Here is a 12,656-nt window from a genome sequence, read left to right as displayed (position 1 = left end):
GAGCCGCTGCCCCGGGCCCGCGGCGCCCTCGGTCTGGGCGGCGCGGGGCCGAAGGGGGAGACTGCGCCGGTGACCCGCATGTCCGTCTGTCCGCGTGGCCGGTCCGCCACGCACGGCCACGCGGTGGCGAAGGTCCTGGTCGTGGTGCGGGTATCCCGTGCGCCGGCGCGGGCCTGTGCCGTCGAGAGGAGTCCGATGTGACCGCCGTCGAGCGCGCCGCGGCGCCGCCTGTGGACGCGGTGCGCCTGTCCGCCCTGCGCCGTCGCACCATGGCCGTGCTGATCGCCGGCCAGATCCTCGGCGGGCTCGGCGTCGCCACCGGCATCGCCTTGGCCGCCGTGCTGGCCCGGGAGGTCAGCGGCACCGAGGCGCTGTCAGGGCTCGCGCCCACGGCGACCGTCGCCGGCACGGCCGTCCTGTCGATGCCGATGGCCGCGTTGATGACCGCGCGCGGCCGTCGGCCGGGGCTGGTGCTGGCCTATCTCGTCGGCGCACTGGGAGCGGGCGTCGTCGTGGTGGCGGCGCGCCTCGGGAGCTTCCCGCTGTTGTTGTGCGGCATGGCGGCGTTCGGCGCGGCGTCCTCGGCGAATCTGCAGGCCCGGTTCGCCGCCGCCGACCTCGCCGAGCCGCAGCGTCGCGCCCGCGCCATCTCCCACGTCGTGTGGGCGACGACCGTCGGCGCGGTCCTGGGCCCGAACATCGCCGCGCCCGCGGGCCGCAGCGTCGCCGGGCTGGGGATACCCGCGGCGGCGGGCCCCTTCCTGTGGGCGGCCGGCATCTTCGTCGCAGCCGCGGTGGTGGTGGCGGCGCTGCTGCGCCCGGACCCGCTGCTGACGGCCCGCGCGCTCGCGCCCGAGGACGAGCAGTCCCCAGAGGCCCGCTCCCTACGGGCGGGCCTGACGGCGGTCGCCGCCTCACCGCACGCACGGCTCGCGCTGGTGACGGTGGCCGTGTCGCACACGGCGATGGTCTCGGTCATGTCGATGACCCCGGTGGCCCTCGCCCACCACGGTGCGAGCATCGAGCTGATCGGGCTGGTCATCAGCGGGCACATCGCCGGCATGTACGCGTTCGCGCCGTTGATGGGGCGGCTCGCCGACCGGGTGGGGCGCTTCTCGGTGACGGGCCTCGCGGCCGGGCTGCTGGCCGTGGCCCTGTTCCTGGCCGGGACAGCGGGCGACGACCACCGGCAGACCGCCGCCGGGCTGTTCGTCCTGGGCCTCGGCTGGTCGGCCGGGCTGGTCTCCGGTTCGGCACTGCTCACCGACGCGGTGCCGCAGTCCGCGAGGGCCGCCGCCCAGGGGATATCCGACCTCACCATGAACGCCTCGGCGGGTGTCGGCGGGGCGATCGCCGGGCTCGTGGTGGCGCGGGCGAGCTACGGGTGGCTCAACGTCGCCGCGGCGACCCTGCTCCTCCCGCTGGCCGCGCTGGCGCTGTTCACCCGGCGCCGCGGCGGCGAAGGCGCGGTTCGTCAGTCGTAGTGCCGCGCCTCCACGACGTTGCCGTCCGGGTCGCGGAAGTAGAAGCTGCGCGTGGCGTCTCCGCGGGCGCCGTAGGAGCCGCGCGCCAGGTCCGACACCGGGACGGCTCGCTCCTCCAGGCGGGTGCGGAGGGCGTCGAAGTCCGTCCTCGGCAGGGCGAGGCAGACGTGGTTCACGGGATGCCCCGCGCTGTCGGCGGCGCCGGGAAGCATCTTCATGCGCTCCGCGGCCGCCGACGGCATCAGGTCGAGGAGACAGTCCTCGCTGACGCGGACGGAGGGGAAGGGCGCTTCGCCGGCGACGAACTCGGCGAGTCTGACGGTCGTCAGCCCCACGGCCTGTTCGTAGAAGCCGGCTGCGGCGGCCGGGTCACGCACCCACAGGACGACGTGGTCGATACGTGCCGTGTGCTCCGTCATGCCTTCCAGGCTGGTGTCCTGCCCCACAGGACGCAAGGGTTTGACCGGGCGCGCCGCCCGCCAGAGATGAGAGGAGACCGACGGACAGGAGGCGGGCGCGTGGTGCTGGTGGTGTCGGAAGAGGTACGGAACGCGATTGACGCGCGTCAACCCGTGGTGGCCCTGGAGTCGACGATCATCTCGCACGGACTGCCCCGCCCGCGCAATCTCGAGGTGGCGCGGGAACTGGAGGCCGTCGTCCGCGCGGAGGGCGCCGTGCCGGCGACGATCGCCGTGCTGGACGGGCGGCCGCATGTGGGCCTGGACGAGAAGCAGCTGGTGCGGGTCGCCGACGAGGACGGGTTCCGCAAGCTGGGCCATCGCGACCTGCCGCTGGCGATGGCCTCCGGTGCGAGCGGGGCGACCACGGTGTCGGCGACGGCGCTGCTGGCGTCGCTGGCGGGTGTGCGGGTGTTCGCGACGGGCGGCCTCGGCGGCGTGCACCGGGAGTGGACGGTCACCCAGGACGAGTCGGCCGACCTGGGGCTGCTGGCGAGCACCCGGATCACGGTGGTCTGCGCGGGGGTCAAGTCGATCCTGGACGTGCCCGCGACCCTGCAACGGCTGGAGACGCTGGGCGTCGCCGTCGCCGGGTACGGCACCGACCGCTTCCCCGGGTTCTACCTGTCGGACTCGGGTCATCCGGTGGACTGGACGGTGCACCGTCCGCAGCAGGTGGCGGACGTGATGCGGGCCCAGGACGCGCTGGGGGAGCCCCGGTCGGCTCTGATCGTCGCCAACCCGGTGCCAGAGGAGGAGCAGCTGGATCCGGCGCTGCACGCGCGTGTGCTCGCCGACGCGCTGCACGCGTGCGAGGAGGCCGGCGTCTTCGGCCAAGGTGTCACGCCGTTCCTGCTCGACTACCTGGTCCGGCACACCGACGGGGCGTCCCTGAGCGCCAACCTGGCGGCGGTGCGCGGCAATGTGCGCCTGGCGGCGCGGATCGCGACGGCGTGGGCCGGGGCGTGACGCCACGGCCGGACGGGGTGACGCCACGGCCGGACGGGGCGGCCGACGCCCCCGCCGGACCGCTCCGGGGCGCGGAGGCGTCCGCAGGCGCGAGGCTGGCCACAGGCGCGAGGCCGGCCGCGGAGGCGGCCGGGACGTCCGGCGCGGACGTGCGGGCCGGATCCGGGGCGACGGCGGGCGCGGGAGCGACGGCCCTGTCCGAGGGGCCGTCCGGTCGCGCTGCACCGGCGGGTCCTGCGGGCGACGGGGCGCTGCTGGTCGTCGGGGACGTGGTGACGGACGTCGTCGCCCGGCACAGCGGTCCGCCGGTCTCGGGAACGGACACGGTCGCGGTGATCCGGACGCTGCCGGGCGGCGCGGGTGCCAACGTGGCGTGCTGGGCCGCCCACTGGGGCTGTGCGGACGTCCGGCTGCTCGGCCGGGTGGGCGCGGAGTCGATGACCTGGCACGAGCGGGCGTTGACCGCCGGCAAGGTGCGGCCCCTTCTCGTCGTCGATCCGCAGGCGTCGACCGGCACGGTGATCTGCCTGGTCAACACGGAAGCGGCGGCGGAGCGGACTTTCCTCACCGACAGCGGCGCGTCCCTGCGCCTCTCCCCCGACGACTGGTCGGACGCCCTGCTGGACGGCGTCGGCCGGCTGCATCTCTCCGGCTATCTGCTGTTCTCGGAGTCGGGGCGGGCGCTGGTGCGCACGGCATCCGGGTCGGCACGCGCGCGGGGTGTCCCGGTGAGCCTCGATCCGGCGTCGGCGGGCTTTCTGGTGGAACTGGGCCTCCCCCGCTTCCTCAGCCTCGTCGCGGACGTGGACGTGCTGCTGCCGAGCCGTGACGAGGCGCGTCTGCTCACCGGGACGCAAGACGGGACCGACGCGGCGGCCGAGCTGAGCCGCCATGTGCCGCTGGTGGTCGCCAAGCAGGGGGCGGACGGCGCGCTGGTGGCCCGCGGGGGCACGGTCATCGCCCGGGTTCCCGCGGCCCCCGCGACTCCGCGGGACACGACGGGCGCCGGCGATGCCTTCACCGGTGCGTTCCTCGCCGCGCTCCTCGCGGGCGCCGACGCCGGGGTGGCGGCGGTCGAGGGATGCCGGGCGGGGGCCCTGGCCGTGGAACGGGTGGGCGGCAGACCTCCGACGCAGGAGGAGAGCACGGCGACGACGGACCGGACCGCCCGGGCGGGCTGAAGCCGCACGGCCCCGACCCCCTCCCATGCCGGGCGCTCCCGGTGGGCGCCGAGTCGTCCGTCCCCGCCGGTGTCCGCGCCCGCCGGTGTCCGTCCCCACCGGTGTCGGCCCCTGCCGATGTCCGTCCTCGCCGCAATCCGCCTCTGGCGATGTCCGCCGCCGCCCGATCCGTCCCCGCCGGTGGGGGCGTGCGCGCGTCTTCCGCGACGCGCACCTGCGCCCCTCGACAGCTCCTGCGGCTTTTGCGGCTTTTGCGGCTTTTGCGGCCTCGCTACTCCTTGCGTCCCCAGGCCGAGATCATCGGGGCCGTCGCCAGGTCCATGCTGCCCTCGGCGACGTTCGCCAGATGCCGGTCGATCTCCTCGTCCGTCGCGATGCCCGCCTCGACGAGCTGCTCGCGGATCTGGCGCACGGTCGCGGACTCCAGGGCGGCGCAGGCGGGCGAGGTGACGGGGAAGTAGGCGTCGGCCTCGACGCGGCGCAGCCCGGCCTCGCGCAGCAGACGCGGCAGCTTGCGGCCGTAGGAGAGGTCGGCGCCCCGGCCGGCGAGGAGCTGACGGAAGCCGTGCCGCAGACGGTTCGCGAGCTGCTGCTCGGGGCCGTGCTCGTCGGGGCAGAGCAGAGGCTGCAGGGCGGGGTCGGCGTCCTCGATCAGCAGCCGTCCGCCCGGGCGCAGAGCGCCTGCCATCGACCGCAACGCCCGCTCCCGGTCCGGCACGTGGACCAGCACGAGCCGGGCGTGCACGAGATCGAAGCCCTCCATCGGCGGTGCTTCGGCGCCGAGGTCGTGTACGCGGACCTCGACCGGCGGGCGGGCGGCCGACGTCAGCCGCGAGGTGTCGATGTCGGTCGCGAGGACCTTGCCCGTCGGACCGACCTTCTTCGCCAGCCAGGACACGACGGAGGCGCCGCCCGCACCGGCCTCCCAGCAGCGCCAGCCGGGCCCGACCCCGAGCCCTTCGAGATGACGGAACGTGGTGGGGTCGAAGAGGGAGGCGAAGGCGTCGAAGCGTTCCCCCGCCTCGGGCTGCCGGTTGTCGAGGAGGTATGCGTCGGATCGCGTCATACGTCGATCATCCCAGCCGGCAGACCCGCCGGAGGTGGTCGACGCGGCCGGGATCCCGTGTCGGGGAAGGCTGTCGGGGAAGGCGGGCGCGGCTCCCCTGAGCAGCCGGAAGTCCCGTCGTCCACAGGCGGGAACCAAGCGGAATCCTTCCCTTCCACAGGCTTGCCCACGGCATGCGCGGGCCTGGCAGACTGGCGCGGCAGGGCGCAGGTCGCGGCGCGGGAAGAATCACGCAAGGAGACCCGGATGACCATGGCGGGGAATCTGCGGAAGGTCACAGGCCTCGGGAGGGTCGGCGGCCTGCGCGGGGTGGCGAGGCTGGGGCGGCGGCGCCCTCGGGTCGACCTGAGTCATCACGCACGGTCCCCGCTGGGGTCCTCGGTGGTGAACTGCGTGACGTACCGGGACGGCATGCGGACCGAGCACGGCGTGGACCTCGTCGACACGGTGGAGCGGATGCGCAGGACCGGTCACGGCTTCGTGTGGCTCGGTCTGCACGAGCCGACGAACGACGAGTTCGCCGGTGTGGCCCAGCTCTTCGACCTGCATCCGCTGGCCGTCGAGGACGCGGTCGAAGCCCATCAGCGGCCGAAGGTCGAGCGGTACGGCGAGACGCTGTTCGCGGTGTTCAAGACGGTCTGCTACGTGGAGCACGAGGAGCTCACCGCGACCAGCGAAGTGGTCGACACCGGCGAGATCATGGTGTTCGTCGGACGGGACTTCGTGATCACGGTGCGGCACGGGCGGCACGGCTCGCTCGGACCGCTGCGCGAGGAGCTGGAGTCCGACGCGGCGCAGTTGGCCAAGGGGCCGTCGGCGGTGCTGCACGCCGTCGCGGACCATGTGGTCGACGACTATCTGCACGTCGTCGACGCCGTGCAGGCGGACATCGACCAGGTCGAGACGGACGTGTTCGCGGAGAACGGCGCGCGGGCCGACCCTGGGCGCATCTATCAGCTCAAGCGGGAACTCCTGCAGCTGAAGCGGGCGGTGGTCCCCCTCGGCCGTCCGCTGCTGGACCTCGCGGACCGGTCTATGCGGGTGGTCGACCCGGAGATACAGGCCTACTTCCGGGACGTCTCGGACCACCTGCTGCGGGCCACGGAGCAGATCGCGGCCTTCGACGAACTGCTCAACTCGATCCTTCAGGCGCACCTGGCGCAGGTCACGGTGGCGCAGAACGAGGACATGCGCAAGATCACGGCCTGGGCGGCGGTCATCGCCGTCCCGACGATGGTCTGCGGCGTGTACGGCATGAACTTCGACACCATGCCGGAGCTGCACTGGAAGTTCGGCTACCCCCTGGTCATCGTGCTGATAACCATCGGCTGCCGGATCCTGCACCGCGGCTTCCGGCGCAACGGCTGGCTCTGACCGCGGCGGCCAGGGGCGACGTCGGCCGTCATGCCGTGGCCGGCCCGCTCCTCGCGTAGACGCTCTCCGCCCAGGCGGCGATCTGGTCGTCGGTGAGGTGACGGGCGAGGTCGGCTTCGCTGATCATGCCCACCAGGCGTTTGTTCTCGATGACGGGAAGCCGGCGGATCTGGTGGTCCTTCATCTCCTGGAGCACCTCGCCGACGTCCGCGCCGGCGTCGATCCAGCGTGGGGTCCCGTGCGCCATGTCCCCGGCGGTGACCCGGGAGGGGTCACGGCCCACGGCCACGCAGCCGACCACGATGTCCCGGTCGGTGAGGATGCCGCAGAGCCGCTCGTTCTCGTCGCTGATCGGCAGCGCCCCGACGTTCAGCTCGCGCATCAGCTGGGCGGCGCGGTCGAGGGTCTCGTGGGCGGGGATCCACTGGGCGCCCCGGTGCATGATGTCTCCGGCGGTGGTCATGGCGTACCTCCCGGTGCCGGACGGCCGGCGCGGCGCGGGGGGCGACGCAGTCCCGGCGCCCTTCATTCTCGCCGCGGCGCCGGGCGCCCGCATCTCAACTCCGCTCTCAACTCCGCACGGCTCCTCGGGTCAAGAGGGCCCGGCGCCGTCCCCGCCGCGGGAGCGTCCCACCGGCGCGAAAGCCGGCCGCCCGGACCGGAAGTCAGCCGCCCCAGGCCGGGTGGCGGGGGTCGTCCGCGCGCACCAGCACGTCCGCGGTGGCGGCGGGGTCGGTCTCCTGGGCGTACCGCTCGAAGGCGGGCAGCGTCCAGTGGTCGGCCTCGGGGGTCCGGCGGCGCAGGGCGGCCGGGGAGAGGAAGGCGTGGACCGTCAGATCGAAGGGGAACCAATGCCGCAGAAGGAGTGGACCGTGCAGCAGCAGAAACCCTCCGTGGGGGAGGGGGACGTAGTCGCTGCGGGTGGCGCGGTCGGTGACGGGGTCCCGCAGGTCGGGCAGGATCCGCCCGTCGCCGTCGGCGTCGAGCGGATTGAACACCTCGCGCCACAGGGCGCCGGTGTCGAACCAGCCGTCGAGGTAGGCGTCCACGTCGTGGTGGCCGTACTCCAGGCGGAGGGAGGCCGGGCGCAGGAAGCCGTGCGTGTCCACGACACACGAGGGCCGACCGCGAGTGCGCAGCGCCTGCGCGACGCGCTCGGCGAGTTCTCCGGGGCGGGCCGCCGGCGCACCGTCGAAGGCGATCCGGCGCCAGGGGCTGCCGTCGTCCGGTTCCAGGTCGAGCAGGCGCTCGGCGAGGAGGTCGCCGAGCCGTTCCCAGGTGATCGCTTCGAGTCGCACACGGCCATGATGCGTCAGGCACGCGCGGCGGCGGCCCGCGGGCGGTCCCCGGTCCCCGGACCCCGCAGTCCGTCGGGCGACGAGCGGCAGGCGGCGGGCAGCGGGCAGCGGGCAGCGGGCAGCGGGCAGCGGGGACAACGCGCTCGTCGCGGGTGACGAAGGGAAGGGGGGAGAGGGCAGGTGGCAGGGAGACGGCAGGTGGCGGGGGAGGTGCCGCCACGCCGGGGACGGGGCATGAAGCCCGTATGGCAAGCGCAGCCCTCCCCGCCCCCGGACCGGGACCCGGAATCAGACCCGGAACGGCAGACGGCCCCAGCCCCGGACCCGGCCTCGGGCCCGCACCCGCACCCGGGTCTGTGGTCGGTGTCGGGTCCGGCCTCCTGGCCGTCCAGCCTCTGCGGCGGAAACACTGCGCCGGCTGCCGACGTGGGCCGCTGCCGATGCTGGTCCTGGAGGACGCCGCACCGCGCTGCCTGGACTGCGCCGACCTCGGGCACCTGGTGTTCCTGCCGCGCGGCGACACGGCGCTGACACGCAGGTCACGGGAGGAGAGCGGGCTGTCGGTGGTGGTCGTCCGGTTCAACCGCCGCAAGGGCCGGTACGAACGCCAGGGCGTCCTGGTGGAGGAGGCGGCGCTCGCCCGCGCCGAGGAGCGGTGCCTGGCGGACGCGGAGGCCCGTCGCCGGCGTCGGGCGCGCGACGCCCGGCTGCGGTCGGCGCAGGACGCGTACTTCGCGGAGTCGTTCGCGGCCGAGATCCTGCGGTTGTTCCCCGGCTGTCCGGCGGACCGGGCGCTCGGGATCGCCGCGCATGCCTCCCAGCGGGGCAGCGGCCGGGTCGGGCGCAGCGCCGCCGGGCGGGCCTTGTCCGAGGCGGCGGTCGTGTTCGCGGTCAGGGCGTCCGTCCGGCACCTCGACACTCCCTACGACCGGCTGTTGATGAGCGGCGTGCCACGGCACGAGGCGCGCCGCCGGATCGCGGCGGACGTGGAGACCGTCATCCGCACCTGGCGCGAGGAGCAGGACCTGCCGGACGTCCGAGGTGTGCGGGACGTCCGGGATGTGCGGACGGCCCGGGACGGCAGCGCGGCATAGAGCGGGTCCGGCGATCACGAACGGGTTCTCACTTGAGGTGGGAGGCGGTACCGGGCAGGATCACGCTCGACGGGCGGGAGTTGACGTTGTCATGATCGAGGGACCGTATGTGCTGCTCGCGGTGCTGGGCGCACTGACGACGGGGCTGATGGCGGGGGTCTTCTGCGCCTTCTCCGTCCTGGTGATGCGCGGGCTCGCCGCGTTGCCGCCCGCGCAGGGCGTCGCCGCGATGAACGCGATCAACGCCTCGGCGATGACACCGGTGTTCATGACCCTGTTCCTCGGCTCCGCGGCGCTGTGCGCGGTGATCACCGTGGTGACGTTCGTGCTGTGGCCGGACCATGGGACCGCCCGCCTGCTGGTGGGCAGCGCGCTCTACCTGTGCGGCGCGTTCGGGGTGACCGTCGTGGCGAACGTGCCGCGCAACGAGGCGCTGACGCGCAAGGACCCGGGCACGCCGGAGGCCGTCGCGTACTGGCCCGTCTACCTGCGTGAGTGGACGCGGTGGAACCATGTGCGCACGCTGGCGTCCGCGGCCTCGTCGGCTGCGTACCTCCTCGCCCTCGTCTGACCGAGGCGCCCCCTGATCCGATCGCGGCGCCCCCCTGATCCGACCGAGACGCCTCTGTCACTCCCCTCTGCGTGCGGGGGCGGCAGAACGTATCGTGGCCAGAGAGTGCCGCCCGACGACGCTCGGCCTGTCGTACGCGTACGCAAGGGGCACGCCCATGGCCGATCCCAAGGGATTCATGACCACACCGCGCCGGGACTGGCCCCGTCGACCGGTCGGGGAACGGGTCGCGGACTGGGACGAGGTGTACGTCCCCGGGGCGTTGCTGCCCCTCATCAGCGAGCAGGCCGACCGGTGCATGGACTGCGGCGTGCCGTTCTGCCACGAAGCCTGCCCGCTCGGCAATCTCATCCCGGAGTGGAACGACCTGGTGTCGCGGGAGGACTGGCGGGCCGCCGCCGAGCGGCTGCACGCGACGAACAACTTCCCCGAGTTCACCGGCCGGTTGTGCCCGGCGCCCTGCGAGGCCGGTTGCGTCCTGGCCATCAACCAGCCCGCCGTCACCATCAAGAACGTCGAGGCGGCCATCGCCGACCGGGCCTGGGCCGACGGTCTGACGCCGCCGCGGCCGCCGGACCGGCTGTCGGGGAGAACGGTGGCCGTGATCGGCTCCGGGCCCACCGGACTGGCCGCCGCACAGCAGTTGACCCGGGCCGGGCACACGGTCGCCGTCTACGAGAAGGACGACCGCGTCGGCGGACTGATGCGGTACGGCATTCCCGCGTTCAAGATGGAGAAGCTGCACCTCGAACGACGGATCGAGCAGATGCGGGCCGAAGGCACGAAGTTCCGCACCTCGACCACCGTCGGGCGGGACGTCATGGCCGCGGATCTGCGGTCCCGCTACGACGCCGTGGTGATCGCCACCGGGGCCACCGACTGGCGTGAACTGCACGTCCCGGGGCGGGAGTTGACCGGCATACACCAGGCGATGGAGTATCTGCCGCTGGCCAACCGGGTGTGCGAGGGGGATCTGGAGACGTCCCCGATGTCCGCCGCCGGGAAGCACGTGGTCATCGTGGGCGGCGGCGACACGGGCGCCGACTGCCTGGGCACGGCGGTGCGCGAGGGCGCGGCGTCCGTGACCCAGCTAGACATCTACGCGCAGCCCGGCGCGGAGCGCGACGAGGACGCCGATCCCTGGCCGACGTATCCGAAGGTCTACCGTCTCTCGGCGGCGCACGAGGAGGCGCGCGATCTACGGTCCGCGCCGGTCGCGGACGCGGACGCCCGGCTGTTCGCCGCGTCCACGCTGCGTTTCTCCGGGGACGGGGCCGGTCATGTGCGGTCCCTGCATCTCACGGAGGTGGACGCGCGACGCAGGCCGCTGGCGGGCACGGCTCGCGAGCTCCGCACCGATCTGGTGCTGCTCGCCCTGGGCTTCTCCGGACCCGACCGGGAGGACGGACTCGTCGAACAGCTCGGGCTGGCCCTGGAGCCGCGCGGGACGATCGCGCGGGACGCCGATTTCGCGACGAACGTCCCCGGCGTCTTCGCCGCGGGGGACGCGGCCCGCGGCCAGTCGCTGATCGTGTGGGCCATCGCCGAGGGACGGGCGGTGGCGGCGGCCGTCGACCGTCGGCTGACGGGCGTCTCCCGGCTGCCCGCGCCGATCGGCCCGTACGACCGGCCGATGAGCGTCTAGCCGTCCCGATGCGAGGTGCGGATCTGGATCGGCTCGACGAGGGCCGGGCCGAGACTCCCGCAGGGCGAGGCTCCCGCGGGGCGAGGCTCTGGCGGGGCGAGGGAAAGACCGCCGGTAAGGTGCGTTCTCATGGCGGATTCATGGGTCGATTCCGCGCAGCGGATCGGCGCGGACCTGCATCTGGAGCTGTCCGGTCCGGGCGGGCGGCGAGCCGCGCTGATCCGGGCCCTGCGCGAGGCCGTGCGCGGCGGACGGCTCCCCCCGGGAACCCGTCTGCCGCCCTACCGTTCACTCGCCGCCGACCTCGGCGTCGCCCGCAACACGGTGGCCGACGCGTACGCGGAACTGGTCGCGGAAGGCTGGCTGACCGCCCGGCAGGGCTCCGGCACCCGGGTGGCCGAACGGACCGAACGGGCCGAGCGAGCCGAGCCGCTGCGCCGGTCCGCGCGCGTGGCCGTCAGGACGCCCGCACGCGCGCACGGCCCGCGGCACGATCTGCGGCAGGGCGTTCCGGACGCCTCGTCGTTCCCGCGTGCGGCCTGGCTGGCCTCCTACCGGCGCGCCCTCCGACAGGCGCCCGCCGAGGCGTTCGGCCCCGGCGACCCCGCCGGCCGCCGGGAACTGCGGGAGGCCCTGACCGAGTACCTGGCACGCGCGCGCGGGGTGCGCACCGTGCCCGAGCACCTCGTGATCTGTTCGGGCTTCGCTCACGCACTGCGTCTGCTGTTCACCCCGGGCAGCGGGGTGCTGCGCGGTCCGCTGGCCGTGGAGGCCTACGGGCTGGGCTTCCACCGGGAGCTGCTGGCGACGGCGGGCGTGCGGACGACGCCGCTCCCACTGGACGGGGACGGGGCGTGCGTCGAACGACTGGGGCGCGAGCGGGCGGTGCTGCTCACGCCGGCGCACCAGTTCCCGACCGGCGGCCCGCTGCACGCGAACCGCCGGGCGGCGGTGGTCGACTGGGCGCGCACGCGCGGCGGGGTCGTCATCGAGGACGACTACGACGGGGAGTTCCGCTACGACCGCAAGCCGGTCGGGGCGGTCCAGGGACTCGATCCCGAGCGGGTGATCTACATCGGCTCGGTCAGCAAGAGCCTGTCGCCCGCGTTGCGCCTCGGGTGGATGGCGCTGCCCGAGCGGTACGTGGACGGGGTCCTCGCGGCCAAGGGCGAGCGGGAGGCGTGGGCCAGCGTTCTGGACCAGCTCAGCCTGGCCGACCTCATCGCGTCCGGGTCGTACGACCGTCACGTGCGGCGTATGCGGCAGCGGTACCGCGGTCGCCGGGACCGGCTGGTCGAGGCGCTCGCCGCGCAGGCGCCGCACGTCGAGGTCACCGGGGTGGCGGCCGGTCTCCACGCGGTGCTGCGGCTGCCGCCGGGCACCGAGCGGTCGGCCCTGAAGGCCGCCGTGCCTCGCCGGACCCGATGCGGTAGGCGCGGTCGGTGGCCTGGTCCTCGACGGCCGGGTTCCACCAGCGGTCGTAGTGCACGACGTGAGTGGCGCGGGTGAGGTTGAG

At 74.1% G+C, this 12,656-nt stretch carries 12 protein-coding genes and 1 pseudogene; 8 read left to right on the top strand and 5 right to left on the bottom strand.

The features are described 5' to 3' along the window. The first annotated feature begins 197 nt into the window (after positions 1-197). Entirely contained in the window at positions 198-1,484 is a 1,287-nt protein-coding gene (locus tag ABT300_RS22065; RefSeq protein ID WP_351678330.1) for an MFS transporter, read from the top strand. Here the strand turns inward: ABT300_RS22065 and ABT300_RS22060 are convergent. Next, on the bottom strand, positions 1,475-1,903 hold the full coding sequence (locus ABT300_RS22060; protein WP_351678327.1) for a VOC family protein: 429 nt from the start codon (positions 1,901-1,903) through the stop codon (positions 1,475-1,477). The two genes, ABT300_RS22065 and ABT300_RS22060, sit on opposite strands and share 10 nt — an antisense overlap. A gap of 99 nt (positions 1,904-2,002) precedes the next feature. Here ABT300_RS22060 and ABT300_RS22055 point away from each other — a divergent pair, with 99 nt between their 5' ends. Further along, the gene (locus ABT300_RS22055; protein WP_351678325.1) at positions 2,003-2,911 is read left to right on the top strand and encodes a pseudouridine-5'-phosphate glycosidase; all 909 of its coding nucleotides are present in this window, start codon (positions 2,003-2,005) and stop codon (positions 2,909-2,911) included. Between the two features lie 194 nt (positions 2,912-3,105). Then, the gene (locus ABT300_RS22050; protein WP_351678383.1) at positions 3,106-4,092 is read left to right on the top strand and encodes a carbohydrate kinase family protein; all 987 of its coding nucleotides are present in this window, start codon (positions 3,106-3,108) and stop codon (positions 4,090-4,092) included. Between the two features lie 271 nt (positions 4,093-4,363). Here ABT300_RS22050 and ABT300_RS22045 read toward each other — a convergent pair whose 3' ends face one another. Further along, positions 4,364-5,158 (bottom strand): methyltransferase domain-containing protein, encoded by a 795-nt coding sequence (locus tag ABT300_RS22045; RefSeq protein WP_351678322.1) that lies wholly within the window; start codon positions 5,156-5,158, stop codon positions 4,364-4,366. Positions 5,159-5,404: 246 nt separating this feature from the next. Here ABT300_RS22045 and ABT300_RS22040 point away from each other — a divergent pair, with 246 nt between their 5' ends. Next, complete coding sequence (locus ABT300_RS22040; RefSeq protein ID WP_351678319.1) at positions 5,405-6,532, top strand: magnesium and cobalt transport protein CorA; 1,128 nt, start codon at positions 5,405-5,407, stop codon at positions 6,530-6,532. A gap of 28 nt (positions 6,533-6,560) precedes the next feature. Here ABT300_RS22040 and ABT300_RS22035 read toward each other — a convergent pair whose 3' ends face one another. Both ABT300_RS22035 and ABT300_RS22030 read right to left on the bottom strand, forming a co-directional pair. Next, positions 6,561-6,995, bottom strand: a complete 435-nt coding sequence (locus tag ABT300_RS22035; RefSeq protein WP_351678316.1) for a CBS domain-containing protein — start codon at positions 6,993-6,995, stop codon at positions 6,561-6,563. A gap of 202 nt (positions 6,996-7,197) precedes the next feature. Then, positions 7,198-7,830, bottom strand: a complete 633-nt coding sequence (locus ABT300_RS22030) for a nucleoside/nucleotide kinase family protein (RefSeq protein WP_351678313.1) — start codon at positions 7,828-7,830, stop codon at positions 7,198-7,200. A 440-nt stretch (positions 7,831-8,270) separates the two neighbouring features. Here ABT300_RS22030 and ABT300_RS22025 point away from each other — a divergent pair, with 440 nt between their 5' ends. The 4 genes and pseudogenes from ABT300_RS22025 to pdxR form a co-directional block, all read left to right on the top strand. Continuing rightward, the gene (locus tag ABT300_RS22025; protein ID WP_502977973.1) at positions 8,271-8,924 is read left to right on the top strand and encodes a DUF2293 domain-containing protein; all 654 of its coding nucleotides are present in this window, start codon (positions 8,271-8,273) and stop codon (positions 8,922-8,924) included. Between the two features lie 91 nt (positions 8,925-9,015). After that, positions 9,016-9,495: an anthrone oxygenase family protein gene (locus tag ABT300_RS22020; RefSeq protein WP_351678308.1), complete on the top strand. Its 480-nt coding sequence runs from the start codon at positions 9,016-9,018 to the stop codon at positions 9,493-9,495. Positions 9,496-9,652: 157 nt separating this feature from the next. Continuing rightward, positions 9,653-11,140 (top strand): glutamate synthase subunit beta, encoded by a 1,488-nt coding sequence (locus tag ABT300_RS22015; RefSeq protein WP_351678305.1) that lies wholly within the window; start codon positions 9,653-9,655, stop codon positions 11,138-11,140. A 129-nt stretch (positions 11,141-11,269) separates the two neighbouring features. Beyond that, a pseudogene (gene pdxR, locus ABT300_RS22010) lies at positions 11,270-12,547 on the top strand (MocR-like pyridoxine biosynthesis transcription factor PdxR); the annotation flags it as partial. On the opposite strand, the gene ABT300_RS22005 reads toward pdxR, so the two are convergent. Continuing rightward, a complete protein-coding gene (locus tag ABT300_RS22005) occupies positions 12,471-12,629 on the bottom strand; it encodes a hypothetical protein (RefSeq protein ID WP_351678380.1) in 159 nt (52 codons plus the stop codon). The pseudogene pdxR and the gene ABT300_RS22005 overlap by 77 nt on opposite strands. Positions 12,630-12,656: the final 27 nt, after the last annotated feature.

It is taken from the genome of Streptomyces sp. NPDC001027 (genome assembly GCF_040299045.1).
Lineage (GTDB): Bacteria > Actinomycetota > Actinomycetes > Streptomycetales > Streptomycetaceae > Streptomyces.
Note: the sequence above shows the minus strand (reverse complement) of the source record. Positions and strands in the feature narration are given on the sequence as shown.

Coding starts and splice junctions, on each gene's coding strand:
- ABT300_RS22060 (WP_351678327.1), bottom strand. CDS start 1,903: ATGACGGAGCACACGGCACGTATCGACCACGTCGTCCTGTGGGTGCGT.
- ABT300_RS22015 (WP_351678305.1), top strand. CDS start 9,653: ATGGCCGATCCCAAGGGATTCATGACCACACCGCGCCGGGACTGGCCC.
- ABT300_RS22025 (WP_502977973.1), top strand. CDS start 8,271: ATGCTGGTCCTGGAGGACGCCGCACCGCGCTGCCTGGACTGCGCCGAC.
- ABT300_RS22035 (WP_351678316.1), bottom strand. CDS start 6,995: ATGACCACCGCCGGAGACATCATGCACCGGGGCGCCCAGTGGATCCCC.
- ABT300_RS22045 (WP_351678322.1), bottom strand. CDS start 5,158: ATGACGCGATCCGACGCATACCTCCTCGACAACCGGCAGCCCGAGGCG.
- ABT300_RS22020 (WP_351678308.1), top strand. CDS start 9,016: ATGATCGAGGGACCGTATGTGCTGCTCGCGGTGCTGGGCGCACTGACG.
- ABT300_RS22040 (WP_351678319.1), top strand. CDS start 5,405: ATGACCATGGCGGGGAATCTGCGGAAGGTCACAGGCCTCGGGAGGGTC.